This is a genomic window from Curtobacterium sp. MCLR17_039 (assembly GCF_003234745.1).
Lineage (GTDB): Bacteria > Actinomycetota > Actinomycetes > Actinomycetales > Microbacteriaceae > Curtobacterium > Curtobacterium flaccumfaciens.
On sequence record NZ_QKTF01000001.1, the window covers coordinates 68,475 to 81,932 of the forward strand.

The window sequence follows — 13,458 nt, forward strand, 5'->3', positions numbered from 1 at the left end:
TGCCGGGACACCGCCGTCGCGGGGCGGGCGGATCAGCCGTACCGTCAGGCGCGCGGCCGGCGCCGGAAGCGGCGCTGGAGTCCCCACCGGGTGACGCGGACCATGGCCTCGACGACGACCGAACGGCTCATCTTCGAGACCCCGTGCACACGATCGCGGAACCGGATCGGCACCTCGACGATCCGTCCGCCCAGGTCGTCGACCCGCAGGGTCATGTCGATCTGGAAGCAGTAACCCTTCGAGTCCACCGTGTCGAGGTCGATGCGCGCGAGCGACTCGGCCCGGTAGGCGCGGAAGCCCGCCGTGACGTCCCGCACGGCGACGCCGAGCAGGATCCGGGCGTAGGTGTTCGCGCTCCGGCTCAGCGCCTGCCGCGACAGCGGCCAGTCCACCACCGACCCGCCCGGGACCCAGCGCGACCCGATCGCGAGGGCGACCGACTCGTCGTCGCGGACGGCGTCGAGCAACGCCGGCAGCCGGTCGGCGGGGTGCGAGCCGTCGGCGTCCATCTCGACGAGCAGCGGGTACTCGCGCTCGAGTCCCCACCGGAACCCGGCGACGTAGGCGGTACCCAGGCCGAGCTTGCCGCTGCGCTCGACCAGGTGCACCCGCGGGTCCGTCGACGCGATGTCGCGGACCACCCCGGCCGTGCCGTCAGGGCTGCCGTCGTCGACCACCAGGACGTGCGCCGTCGGCACCGCCCGGAGCACGGCGGCCGTGACCGCACGGACGTTCTCGGCCTCGTCGTACGTCGGGACGACGACGAGGGCCGAGGCCGGCGCCGGCGTCACCGGTTCGTCAGGCGCCGCTTGATCTTGCCCGCGACGCTGCGCGGACCCTCGGTGCGGAAGTAGTGCACAGCACGGCCGACGTCGTAGCGGACGCCCGACAGCGGCTTGCGCTCGGGCACGCGCACGCGCATCTGGTGCGGTTCGACGGCCGAGACGGTGTCGCGCACCGACTTGTCAGCCGCGCGGACGGGGTTCCGGCAGAACTCGACGAGCGGCGCGAGGACGTTCTCCCACGTGAACTGCTCGCGGATGCGGTCGACGTTGCCGATGAACTCGGCGCGGGCCTTCTTGTCGAAGAGCGCGGTCTCCAGCGCGTCGGCGAGGCCGTCGATGTCCTGCTCGTGCACGGCGATCCCGAGCTTCTCGGCAGCGACCAGGTCACCGAAGGAGTCACCGGCGGTCGTCACGATCGGCAGACGGGCCCACAGGTAGTCGAGGATCCGGGTGCGGAACGAGAACGTCGTCTCGAGGTGCTCGTAGTGCGTCGAGACACCGGCGTCGGCCTCGAGCAGGTACGCACCGCGCTCCTCGTACGGGATCCAGGCGTCGTTGAAGAAGACGTTCGTGCCCGTGAGTCCGAGGGCGTCGGCCTCGGCACGCACCTTGGCGACGATGTCCATCTCGGGGACGTCCGGGTTCGGGTGCTGCACGCCCATGAAGAACAGCTTGACGTTCGGCTTCCGCTCGGCGAGCCGGCCGATCGAGCGCACGAGCGTGATCGGGTCGAACCAGTCGTAGATCCCGCCACCCCACACGACGAGCTTGTCGGTCTTGCCGATGCCCGGCACCACGCCCTTGACCCGCTGCTGGTCGTGCACGGGCGGCGTCGAGGAGAGGCCGAACGGCACGACGCCGATGAGCGAGCGCAGGTCGGGATCGCGGGAGTACGTCCGGGCGTTCACCCGCCCGGACCCGGCGAGCTGGCCGAGCCAGAACATCCGCTGCCGTTCCGAGGCGCAGATGAAGTAGTCGCCGAGCTCGAGCTGGTGGTTCAGCGTGTCCGAGGCGTCGAGGATCTGACGGTTCCACTGGTCGACGTCGTCGCTGCGGCCCTGCTCGAGCTGCTCGAGGTGCAGCGGGTCGTAGACGTCGACGACGAGGATCTTGCGCGTGGACTCGAGCACCGGGAACAGCCGGAGCGCGTGGCCCTGGACGATGATGACGTCCGCCCACGCCTCGTGCTCGACCATCTGCCGCGGGTGACGGTGCGGCACGGTGACGACGTCGTACGACGGGTCGATCTGCGACGAGCGCGTGAGGCTGATCACACGCACGTCGTGCTCGTTCGCGAGCTGCTTCGCCATCTGGGTGGCGCGGATCGCCGGTCCGGCCATCTTCTCGCCGATCGAGTCGCCGGTGATGATGAGGACGCGACGACGGGTCCCGACCTCGAGCACGCCGAGCGAGTGCACGATCTTGTCGTAGCCGGCCAGGTAGTTCTCGATCGGGTACGCGGGCTCGTCACGGTTGCCGAACAGGCGCAGGAGCTCGCGGTCACTGCGGACACGGCTCGCCTGGATCGCGCGGCGCGACTCGGTCATCGAGGGCAGCTGCTCGACGAACTGGTCGACGCCGTAGATGCCCGCCATGCTCGTCTTCGGCACCGGGATGGTCGGGACGCTGTCGTCGCCCGGGTTGCGGAGGTCGAGCTCGGTGGAGTCGAGTTCACCGCGGCCGACGGCCCGGCGGACGGCCAGCGCGAGCGATCCCGGCAGTGCCGCCGCGAGCTGCTCGTCACCGAGGTTCTTGTACAGGGTGAAGAGCGCGTTCCGCTCGAGCAGGTACGTCTCGCGGAAGTCGCCGAACTTGTTCATCGACGCGTGGTGCTTGTGGAACGCGACCGACTTCGGCTGGTAGCGGAAGCGCCACCCGAGCAGGTTGAGGCGCCATCCCAGGTCGACGTCCTCGTAGAACATGAAGTAGCGGTCGTCGAACCCGCCGAGCTGCTCGAACAGCTCCGCACGGATGAACATCGCCGCACCCGTGCCGAACAGCACGTCGGTCTCGGATTCCCAGCGGCCGGTGTCCGGCGACCCGGCGAAGGGCTTGTAGCCCATGCCGTACCAGGTCATCGCGGCCTCGGTGAAGTCGACATTGACGCCTTCCCAGTCGAGGACCTTCGACGCCACGGCACCGATGTCCGCGCCGGCGGCGAAGGTCGCCATCGCCTCGCGCACCCAGCCGGTGTCCGGACGGGCGTCGTTGTTCAGGAACGCCACGATCTCGCCGGAGGAGTGCTCGACGCCGAGGTTGCAGCCGCCCGTGAACCCGAGGTTGGCACCGGAGTCGACGAACGTGAAGTCGAGGTCGGAGGCCTTGAGCCGTCCGACGTGCTCGGGGCCGGAGCCGTTGTCCACGACGATGACCTCGAGCCGGTCCTGCGGCCAGTCCTGCTTGCGGAGCTCGGCGATGCTCGTCAGTGTGTCGTCCGTGCCCTTGTAGTTCACGAGAACGACGGACACGACTCCTGGCTTGCGCTCTGTCACGGCGAGTTCCTCCAGCTGCAGCCGCGGGCGCGGCACGGGTCGGTGATCCGGCCGTCGAGGATGCCCGACGGCCGACAACACCCTACAAGGCGCAGCACGGCGCTCGGCGGAGGTCGTGCCCGGGTCGGGCACAATGGGCACCGTGACGCACCACTCGATCCCCACGGCCCCCGCCCCGTCCCCGCTCGCCGCCGAGTACGACGCGATCGCTCGTGGCGACCACGCGACGGGCAGCAGGGGGACGATCCGCTTCGCGGTGTCGACGGACGACACCAGCGAGGGCAAGGGCGACCTGTTCGTCGCGCTCGGGCTCGCCCGGGCGCTGCGTGCGTACGGCTGGGGCGTGGACCTGTGGCCGATCCGCCGCTGGGCCGAGGACGTCCCCGACGACACCACCGTGCTCGTCAGCATGATCGAGTCGTTCGTCCCCGGACTCGTGCCGTCCCGCACCGCCACGGTGGCGTGGGTGCGCAACTGGACGGCGCAGTGGGCATCGTCGCCCTCCCTCGCCGAGTTCGACGCCGTGTGGGCGTCGTCCTCGATCGCCCGCGACGCCCTGTCCGAGGTGGTCGACGTCCCCGTCGAGGTGGTCCCGATCGGCGTCGACCTCGACCTGTTCCGGCCCGACGTGGACGGGACGCCCGGCCCGCGGACCGGACGCACCGTCACCACCGTCAACTTCTGGGGTGCCCGGCGCGGCGTGCAGGACGTGCTGCAGCAGGTGGCGCCGACCGAGCCCGTCGTCTGGTTCGCCGCCAACGTGGAGCACGTCGATGCCGCCCCGGGCGTGGAGCTCCGGCCGGCGGTGTCGTACTTCGCCCTGCCCGAGGTCTACCGGGCCGCCGCGTTCGTCGTCGACGACGTCATCGCGCCGGCCGCCGAGTTCGGCACCCTCAACTCACGGCTGTACGAGTCGCTCGCGTGCGGCGCGCTGCCGGTGACGAACTGCGCGCTCGGTCTCGACGAGCTCGGCCTGGCCGACGTCCCGGTCTTCACCGATGCCGCCTCGCTCGAGCGCGCGATCGCGATGTCTGCCGACGAGCGCGACGAACGCGCCGAACGGCTCCGGAACGTGGTCGTGGAACGCCACTCGTACGCCCGAAGAGCCGAACAGGTCGCCCCGTCGCTCGACGCGGCGCTGGAGCGGGCAGCGACCCGCTCGGGCGCGCGGCACCCGCTGCTGCGCTGGGCGGCGCTGCAGCGCGAGGTCCTGCGCGCGACCGAGCAGGAGCGCGACGTGCACCGTGCCGGGGTCGACGACATCAACCGCCGGCTCATCGTCTCCGAGGAGGCGGTCGCGGTCCTGGACCGGGCCCGACAGGACGCCGAGGCCGCGCGGCGGCACGCCGAGGCCGAGCGTGACGCGATCGCGACCCGGTACGACGCCCTCACCCACTCCGCCGAGTTCCGTGCCCTCGAACGGCTCGGCGGCGTGGCGCGAGCCCTCCGGCGCCGCGGCTGACACCGGCGCCGCGGCTGACACCGCTGCCGCGGCTGCGTGCGCCCCGGGCTGGACGACGACGGAACGGGAGGCGCGGTGCCAGCTGGCAGCTGGGCCCACGCCGGCCGGTTCCGGGCCGACGCGCCAGCGGCGGACCGGCCGTGCCCGGTGGGGAGCCTCCCGTTCCGTCGTCCCGGACCCGCTACGAGACCGTCACCGTCTTGGTGCCGAAGTCCTTGTAGGCCCCGCCCGGCAGCTCCTGGTACCAGATGCGCACGGTGTGCTTGCCCGGCTTGACGCCGCTGAGCGTCGTCGCCAGACCGACGTCGGAACCCCATCCCGGGTGTGCCCGCTCCACATCGGTCCGGACCGCGTTCGCCGTGCCGGAGGCCGCGCCGACACCGTCGAGGTGGATCTTGTACCTCACCGGGGCGAACGTGTCCGGGTCGATCGCCCAGCCCTTGACGGCGACGGTCCCCCGGCCGCCCGTCGCGGCGTCGTAGGCGCCGTACACGGCTCCGGTCTTGCCGGTGGGTGCGGGGACGGCGTCCTGCACGGTCACGGACTTCGTGCCGAAGCTGACGTAGTTCCCGCCGGGCAGGTCCTGGTACCAGACCGTCACCGTGTGGGTGCCCGCCTTGACGCCGGTGAGGGTGACCGCGAGCCCGAGGTCGTCACCCCACCCGGGCTTGGCGGCGGCGATGTCCGCACGGACCGCGTTCGCGCTGCCCGCGGCGGCACCGACGCCGTCGAGGTGGATCTTGTACTTGACCGGGTCGTAGCGGTCCGGGTCGATCGCCCAGCCCTTCAGGGCCACGGTGTTCGGACCGGCGGTGGCCTGCTCGAACGAGCCGGTGACGGCGCCGGTCTTGCCCGTGGTGCCGGTCGACGGCGGGGCCGCGACCGTGACGGTCTTCGTCCCGGCGCTGACGTAGGTGCCGCTCGGCAGGTCCTGCCACCAGAGGGTGACCGTGTGCTTGCCGGGGGTGAGGCCGGTGAGCGTGGTCGCCAGGCCGTGCGACGATCCCCACTTCGGGTAGGACTTCGCGACGTCGCTGCGGGCAGCGCTCGCGCTGCCGGCCGCCGCTCCGGCACCGTCGACGTGGATCTTGTACCGCACCGACGCGTACGTGTCCGGGTCGATCGCCCAGCCCTTCAGCGCGACCGAACCGATGCCGCCGGTGGCCGACTCGAACGAGCCCTTCACGGCACCCGAGGTCCCCGTCGACGCCGTGACGGTGACGGCCTTCTGCGCCACGCGCACCCAGGTCGCGCCCGGCTTGTCCTGGGTCCAGAGCGACACCGTCCGCGATCCCGCCGCGACGTTCTGGATCGTCCTGGAGAAACCGACCGTGCTGCTGGCACCCGGGTACTTCGCGGCGATGTCGGTCCGCTGGACGTCGGCGGTCGCCGAGATCGCGCCGACACCGTCGACCTGCACCTTGTAGGCGGTCGCGGCGGACGAGTCCCGGTCGAGCGCCCACCCGCTCACCGCGATCGTGCCGGTGCCGCCGGTGACGGTCTCGAGGCTGCCCACCGGGGCCGCGGCCGGGACGGTGACGTCACCGCAGTTGAGCAGCGTGTTCGCGCCCGCGCCGACGTTGATGCCGAAGACGCAGACGGTGTGCTTGCCCGGCGTGATGCCCGTGAGCGTCGTCTGGAAGCCGTGTGCGGTGTTGCCCGAGCCGAGGCGCGAGGCCAGGTCGGTGCGGTTCGCGTCGGCCATCACCGACGCCTTGCCGACGCCGTCGACGTAGAACTGCGCCTTGATCGAGGCGGTGGTGTCCGGGTCGGCCGTCCAGCCGCGCACGGCGATGGTGCCGCCCACGTTGCCGGACTGCGAGTCGACGTGCCCGATCGGCGAGGACCCGCCCGTGGGCGATCCGAACCAGTCGGTGTACATCCGCCAGAAGTTGCGGTTGCCGTAGGCCGAGCAGGAGTCACCGGTGCCGTAGAGGTTCGACATCGCCGCCGTGTTCGGCGTGTACGGGGTGTAGATGTACAGGCCCGCGGTCGCCTGGTTCTTGATGTAGACCGTCTTGCGCCCGCACGCCGCGCTCGGGTTGTAGAGGATCGAGTTGTTGCGACCCGCCTGGTACGCCCACGACGTCGGCGACGCCTGGTAGCGCTTGAACTGCAGTGCCGCGGCGTAGACCTGCTGGCCGAAGCCGTAGTACGCCGGGTCGCACGGGGCGGTGTCCGGGCAGGCGAAGCCGGTGGCGTGCAGGTACATGTAGCTCGTCGGCGAGTTCGTCGCGACGATGCCCTGCTCCTTCTGCAGCAGGACCAGCAGCACCTTCTGGCTGATCCCGCACGCGGCACCCACCTGGGCGATGACCGTGGCTGCGGACTTGTTGCCGCCGGGGATCGCCGAGCACCGGTTCGGGACGACCCCGATGGCGCTCATGTTCTGCGTGAAGTCCTTCAGGCAGGCCGGGCCGCCCGAGGCGCGCTTGCAGTTCGGTGCGACGCTGTTGAGGAACGACTGGACGGCCGATCCGCTCATCGCGTCGCCGTCGTAGAAGTTGGCGTCGCTGATGATGTTGCCCGGGTCGAAGTTCGCGGGGACCGCGGCCGAGGCCGGTTCGGTCGTCGTCTGCTCGGACACGATCGTGCCGATGGTCAGGCCGCTCACCGCGATCGCCAGGGCGGCGGTCATGCCGAGCACCGCACGCAGGGGTCGACGGCGACCGCCACGGTCGAGGATGGAACGCATCACGGCACCTCCGCCGTCATCGGCTCGGACGTGGTCGACTTCGACCCGACCGAGTACTGCAGGGTGATGGACCACGTGCCGGTCGACACCTGGCTCGCGGGGAACGACGCCTGCGCGCAGTTCACGGACGAGGCGCTGGCCTGCGCCGTGCTCGTCGCGCTGCGGGTGACGCCGCCCTTCTTCGCCTGGAAGGTGCAGGTCCCCGAGGCGTCGGTGGTGCCGGACACCAGACCGCCCGCCTGGAGCGTCTTGCTGCCGGCGTCCCATCCGGAGAACGTGACGACCGCCGTCGCCGGGAAGTCACCGGGGTCGACGTCGGGCTGCGGGGTCTCGCCGCTGCCCGGGAAGGCCGTCGGGACGTCGTCGTCGGACGGCTCCGCGGTCGGCTGGGTCGACTCGGGCGTCGAGGGCGTCGAGGGGGTCGCACTCGGCGACGTCGTCGGGGTCGCGCTGGCCGTCCGCGTCGCGCTGGGCGAGGGTCGGGGGTCGTCGCCGGAGGAACACCCCGCCGCGAAGAGACTGAGAGCACCGACCACCGCGAGCGCAGCGATCGACCGTGGAGCAAGCTGCATGCTTTCGGGCCGTCCTGTGGTTGTTGACAAGGGTCCGGGTTGCGTCAACGGTAACCCCAAAGTGAAGGTTGAGAGTTGTTCTCGCGCACTTTGCCCCCCGCTCGGGGGCGGAGTCGCCAGGGATTCCGCGCACGGGGCGCGCGGCGTTCCCCCGCGGTGCAATGAGTATGCTGTTCCGGTCCTGCCCCCACGAACGAAGAGACGTATGGTCGACCAAGCCCGCATGACGGCGCTCGCGAACGAGCCCCTCGTCGTGATCGGCGCTCCGACGAGCGCCTTCAAGGGCACCTGGAGAGAACTGCGCGACGTCTTCCGTCAGCGCGAGATGCTCGGGATGCTCATCCGCCGCGACCTGAAGGCGCGCTACAAGGACTCGGCACTCGGGTTCGTGTGGACGCTGGTGCGTCCGCTGACCCAGCTGATGATCTACTACTTCGTGATGGGCAAGATCCTCGGCTCGTCACGGGCGATCGACAACTTCGCGATCTACGTGTTCACGGGCCTGACCGCCTACACGCTCTTCAGCGAGATCGTCGCCGGCTCGACCGGGTCGATCGTCGGCAACAGCGGGCTGATCAAGAAGGTCTACGTGCCGCGCGAGGTCTTCCCCCTCGCCAGCGTGGGCGCGGCCCTGGTCAACTTCCTGATCCAGTTCGCGATCCTCATCGCCGCGACCGTCGTGCTCGGGGTCTTCCCCTGGCACGAGGGGTTGATCTACCTCATCCCGTCGCTCCTGGTGATCCTGGTCTACGGCGCGGCCATCGGCCTCGTGCTGTCCGCGCTCAACGTGTACCTGCGCGACGTGCAGTTCGTGATCGACGTCGGCCTCATGGTGCTGCTCTGGGCGTCGCCGATCGTCTACTCGTACTCGATGGTCGTCGCCGAGCTGAAGGTGCAGTGGCTGCTGGCGGTCTACACGAACAACCCGCTCACCCTGTCGGTGCTGGGTCTGCAGAACGCGATCTGGATCCACCCGACGCCCGTCGACTACCCGCCGCACCTGATGATGCGCCTCGGCATCGCCCTCGTGATCGGGCTCTTCTGCCTGCTCGGGGCGCAGCGGGTGTTCTCCCGGCTGCAGGGCAACTTCGCGCAGGAGCTCTAGACCATGGCCATCAGCACCCCCGTCGCCCCGGCAGCCTCCGGCGCCCACACCGACCGCCCGGACGTCATCGTCATCGACCACGTCCGCAAGCGGTTCGTCGTCCGCAAGGACAACACCATCCGCGAGCGGATCGTCACCCTGGGCCGCGCCGGACGGAAGCACCGGCAGGACTTCTGGGCGCTCGACGACGTCACCGTCTCGATCCAGGCCGGCACCACCGTCGGGCTCATCGGGCAGAACGGTTCCGGCAAGTCGACCCTGCTGAAGGCCATCGGCGGGATCATCCAGCCGACGTCCGGCACGGTCGCGCGCCGCGGTCGTCTGGCTGCGCTGCTCGAGCTCGGCGCCGGGTTCCACCCGGACCTGTCCGGCCGCGAGAACGTCTTCCTCAACGCGAGCCTGCTCGGCCTGACGCGCAAGGAGACCGAGGAGCGCTTCGACGACATCCTCGCGTTCTCCGGCATCGGCGACTTCATCGACACCCAGGTGAAGTTCTACTCATCCGGCATGTACGTGCGACTCGCCTTCGCGGTCGCCGTGCACACCGATCCCGACGTCCTGCTGGTCGACGAGGTGCTGGCCGTCGGTGACGAGGCGTTCCAGCGCAAGTGCCTCGACCGCATCCGCTCGTTCCAGGAGCAGGGCAAGACGATCATCATCGTCACGCACTCGCTCAGCCAGGTGCAGGAGATGTGCGACCGGGTCGTGCTCCTGAACAAGGGCAAGGTCCTGCACGACGGGGACCCGATCGGTGCGGTCAGCCTGTTCCGCGACGTCCTCGAGGAGCGCCGTGCCGGTGAGCTCAGCGCCGACGTGGCGGTCGGCCGCGGCACGGTCATCGGGGCCTCGGTGCACGCCGACGGCAAGGGCCAGCGCGACGGCGTCACGCCGGGCGACGACCTGCTGGTCGACATGGAGTTCGAGCACCTGGACGGCGTCGAGGACTGGGAGGCCGCGGTCCAGATCAACAACACGGCCGGACAGGTGGTGTACGGCACCACCACCGGCATCATGGGCATCCACCTCGACCCGCTGCACGGCCGCAAGAAGCTCCGCCTCCGGATCGCTGACACGAACTTCGGCACCGGCAAGTACTTCATCAACGTGTCGATGATGGACTCCGCTGGTCGGCACCTGCACGACCTGCCCGAGTGCGACTCGTTCGAGGTGCCGTCGTTCGGCGACGCCGTCGGCAGCGTCTACGCGAAGCCCTCCATCGAGGAGCTGGGCTGACGATCCCCGACGGCGTGACCAGCACCGCGGTCGTCGTCGTCAACTGGAACCGCGCCGACCTGACCACCGCGGCCGTCCGCGCCGTGCTCGCCGAGGGCACCGCCGACGACGTGATCGTCGTCGACAACGGATCGACCGACGACTCCGTCGCCGTGCTCCGGCGCGATCTTCCGGACGCCGTCGTGATCGCGCGGGACGACAACGGCGGGTTCGCAGCCGGCGCGAACAACGGCATCCGGCACACCGACGCCGACGTCGTCGTGCTCCTGAACAACGACGCGGTGCCCGCGCCCGGCTTCGTCGCGGCGCTCCGCGACCACCTGGCGCAGGCGGGGCCGGAGGTCGCGGCGGTGACGGGCCGCATCGTGCTCGCCGGACGCTGGACGGGCCTCCCGATCGGCGTGACGCCCGCACCCGACCAGCGCGTCCTGCGCGACCACGACGGCCGTCCCTGGACGCCGTCGGCGGACGGCGAGGTGCGGCTCAACTCGACCGGCGTGCGCGTCGACCGCGACGGGAACGGCATGGACCGCGACTGGTTCGCGCCCGTCGACCGGGTCGCGGACGTCGACGTCTTCGGGTTCTCCGGCGGCGCGTCGGCCCTGCGGCGGAGCGCGCTGGACGACGTCGGCCTGCTCGACGAGTCCCTGTTCATGTACTACGAGGACACCGAGCTCGCCTGGCGGCTCCGCCGACGCGGGTGGCGCGTCGAACACGCCGCCGGCGCGGTCGTGGAACACGACCACTCGGCGTCGTCCGGCGTGCAGAGCGACCTGTTCCTCTTCCGCAACGCGCGGAACCGGATGGTCGTCGCGCTCTGGCACGCACCGTGGCCGACCGTCCTGCGCGCGAGCGCCCGGACCCTCTTCCGCGGCCTGCGCGGACTGCGCACCGCATCCACCCGTCGGGAGGCCCGGCTCGTCCTGGCAGCGTTCACGGACGTCGCCGGGGCGCTCCCGTCGCACCTCGCGCGGCGGCTCCGCGAGTCGCGGCGCGCGTCCGTCCCTCGTCGCAGCGTGGACCCGGGCGCATGAGCGCGGAGGGCTATCCTGGTCACTCCCCCGCCGACGGACCCGACCGTGGCGCCCCCGTTCGGAAGGACCCACGCGTGCCGCAGCTCACCGTCCTCGTCGACGGGACCGCGGTACCGCGCGAACTCGGCGGTGTGGGCCGGTACGTCGAGGGCGTCGTGTCACACCTGACCGACCCGGCGCTCGACGTCCACCTGGTCGTCCGGCCCGTGCACGCCGAGCACTTCCGCGCCGTGGCTCCGGACGCCACCGTGCACACCGCGCCGGCGTGGACCGACTCCGTGCCGCTGCGGTTCGTGTGGGAGCAGACCGGCCTGCCGGCACTCGGCCGCAGGATCGGCGCGCAGGTGCTGCACTCCCCGCACTACACGTTCCCGTTCGGCTGGCGCGGTGGCTCCGTCGTCACCCTGCACGACGCCACGTTCTTCTCGAACCCTGAGTGGCACTCCCGCCTGAAGCGCACGTTCTTCACCTGGTGGAGCCGTCGATCGCTGCGCAGCCGCCCGGTCGTCATCGTGCCGAGTGCGGCCACCGCGACCGAGGCCGCGCGGGTCGTCAGCGGGATCCGCGCCGACGTCCGGGTCGCACCGCTCGGCGTCGACCGTGCCGTGTTCCACGAGCCGTCGATCGCCGAGGTCGAGGACGCCCGGATCGCGGCGACACTGCCCGAGGGCGCACCCTGGATCGCGTTCCTCGGCACGATCGAGCCCCGCAAGAACGTCACGGCCCTGCTCGACGCCTACGCCACCGTGCGGGCGTCGCGAGCGGCCGCCGGTTCGGACACCCCGTGGCTGGTGCTCTCCGGGGCACGCGGATGGGACGAGTCCGCGATCGCACGGCTCGACGCCCTGCAGCCCGACGACCACGTGATCGAGGCCGGCTACCTGCCGCTCGAGGACCTGTCCGGCTACCTCGGTGGGGCGGAGTTCGTCGTCTACCCGTCGCTCGGCGAGGGCTTCGGCCTGCCGGTGGTCGAGGCGATGGCCGCAGGCGCCTGCGTCCTGACCACCCGGCGGTTGTCGCTACCCGAGGTCGGCGGCGACGCAGCGGTGTACACCGAGCCGTCCGCACCCGCACTGGCCGAGGCGATGGCCGCGCTGCTCGACGATCCCGCACTCGTGGCGTCGCACCGGGCGGCCGCGCTGGCGCGTGCCGACGTGTTCACCTGGCAGGCCACCGCAGGCGTGCACGTCGATGCGTACTCCGCCGTCGCCGGGGGTGCACGGTGATCCGGGTCGCGGTGCTGACGGTCACCTACAACACCGGTGAGACCATCCGGCCGTTCCTGGCGAGCGTCGCAGCGGCGTCGTCCGAGCCGGTCGCCGTCGTGATCGCGGACAACGGCTCGACCGACATCGACGCACTGCGGGCGATCGGCGAGTCCTACGGTGCCGTCGTGGTCTCCTCCGGGGGCAACCGCGGTTACGGCGGGGGCATCGACGCCGCGCTGAGTGCCCTCGACGACGTCCTGCCCGACGTCCGCCCCGAGTTCCTGCTCGTCACGAACCCCGACGTCGTCCTCGCACCGGGATCGATCGACGAACTCGTGCGCGCCGCCGACCGGCTGCCGACGGGCGGGTCGTTCGGGCCGCGGATCCTGGACGAGCAGGGCGAGACGTACCCGTCCGCGCGCCAGCTGCCGTCGCTCCGGACCGGACTCGGCCACGCGGCGTTCTCGCGGTTCTGGCCCGCCAACCCCTGGAGCCAGCGGTACTGGTCCACGACGCAGGTCGTCGAACGTGAGGCCGGCTGGCTGTCCGGCGCGTGCTTCCTCATCCGCACCGACCTGTTCCGGCAGCTCGACGGGTTCGACGAGTCGTACTTCATGTACTTCGAGGACGTCGACCTGGGCCAGCGCGTGGGTCGCTCCGGTCGCACGAACGTGTACGTGCCGACCGCCGTGGTCACGCACACCGGGGCGCACTCGACGTCGTCGAACCGCCGCCGGATGGAGATCGAGCACCACCGCAGCGCGTACCGGTTCCTGTCGCGGAAGTACCGGGCGTGGTGGCTGTTGCCCCTCCGTGTGGTGCTGCACGCCGGTCTGTCGCTCCGAGCCCGCTGGGTCACGCGCAAGTAGCGC

10 protein-coding genes are annotated in these 13,458 nt (G+C 71.0%); 6 read left to right on the forward strand and 4 right to left on the reverse strand.

Going from position 1 to position 13,458, the window contains the following annotated elements; translation table 11 throughout:
* Nucleotides 1-44 precede the first annotated feature (44 nt).
* Nucleotides 45-791, reverse strand: a complete 747-nt coding sequence (locus tag DEJ00_RS00310) for a polyprenol monophosphomannose synthase (protein ID WP_071244185.1) — start codon at nucleotides 789-791, stop codon at nucleotides 45-47.
* Nucleotides 788-3,442 (reverse strand): glycosyltransferase, encoded by a 2,655-nt coding sequence (locus DEJ00_RS00315; RefSeq protein WP_371836758.1) that lies wholly within the window; start codon nucleotides 3,440-3,442, stop codon nucleotides 788-790. The genes DEJ00_RS00310 and DEJ00_RS00315 overlap by 4 nt, the downstream gene beginning before the upstream one ends.
* Here DEJ00_RS00315 and DEJ00_RS00320 point away from each other — a divergent pair.
* Complete coding sequence (locus tag DEJ00_RS00320) at nucleotides 3,420-4,739, forward strand: glycosyltransferase (RefSeq protein WP_146247842.1); 1,320 nt, start codon at nucleotides 3,420-3,422, stop codon at nucleotides 4,737-4,739. The two genes, DEJ00_RS00315 and DEJ00_RS00320, sit on opposite strands and share 23 nt — an antisense overlap.
* 181 nt (nucleotides 4,740-4,920) lie before the next feature.
* Here the strand turns inward: DEJ00_RS00320 and DEJ00_RS00325 are convergent, their stop codons facing one another.
* The gene (locus tag DEJ00_RS00325; RefSeq protein ID WP_111056082.1) at nucleotides 4,921-7,434 is read right to left on the reverse strand and encodes a hypothetical protein; all 2,514 of its coding nucleotides are present in this window, start codon (nucleotides 7,432-7,434) and stop codon (nucleotides 4,921-4,923) included.
* Nucleotides 7,434-8,006, reverse strand: coding sequence for a hypothetical protein (locus tag DEJ00_RS00330; RefSeq protein ID WP_111056083.1), 573 nt, complete (start codon nucleotides 8,004-8,006; stop codon nucleotides 7,434-7,436). The genes DEJ00_RS00325 and DEJ00_RS00330 overlap by 1 nt, the downstream gene beginning before the upstream one ends.
* A 205-nt stretch (nucleotides 8,007-8,211) precedes the next feature.
* Between DEJ00_RS00330 and DEJ00_RS00335 the strand changes: the two genes are divergently transcribed.
* The 5 genes from DEJ00_RS00335 (at nucleotide 8,212) to DEJ00_RS00355 (ending at nucleotide 13,455) form a co-directional block, all read left to right on the forward strand.
* Nucleotides 8,212-9,111, forward strand: a complete 900-nt coding sequence (locus DEJ00_RS00335) for an ABC transporter permease (RefSeq protein ID WP_027466489.1) — start codon at nucleotides 8,212-8,214, stop codon at nucleotides 9,109-9,111.
* A 3-nt stretch (nucleotides 9,112-9,114) separates the two neighbouring features.
* The gene (locus tag DEJ00_RS00340; RefSeq protein WP_111056084.1) at nucleotides 9,115-10,344 is read left to right on the forward strand and encodes an ABC transporter ATP-binding protein; all 1,230 of its coding nucleotides are present in this window, start codon (nucleotides 9,115-9,117) and stop codon (nucleotides 10,342-10,344) included.
* 14 nt (nucleotides 10,345-10,358) lie between these two features.
* Nucleotides 10,359-11,378, forward strand: coding sequence for a glycosyltransferase family 2 protein (locus DEJ00_RS00345; protein ID WP_181440044.1), 1,020 nt, complete (start codon nucleotides 10,359-10,361; stop codon nucleotides 11,376-11,378).
* A 74-nt stretch (nucleotides 11,379-11,452) separates the two neighbouring features.
* Nucleotides 11,453-12,604 carry a glycosyltransferase family 1 protein gene (locus DEJ00_RS00350; protein ID WP_220038830.1) on the forward strand — a complete coding sequence of 384 codons (1,152 nt, stop codon included), beginning with the start codon at nucleotides 11,453-11,455 and terminating at the stop codon, nucleotides 12,602-12,604.
* The gene (locus DEJ00_RS00355) at nucleotides 12,601-13,455 is read left to right on the forward strand and encodes a glycosyltransferase family 2 protein (protein ID WP_027466485.1); all 855 of its coding nucleotides are present in this window, start codon (nucleotides 12,601-12,603) and stop codon (nucleotides 13,453-13,455) included. Before DEJ00_RS00350 ends, DEJ00_RS00355 begins: the two co-directional genes overlap by 4 nt.
* The last annotated feature ends 3 nt before the right edge of the window (nucleotides 13,456-13,458 follow it).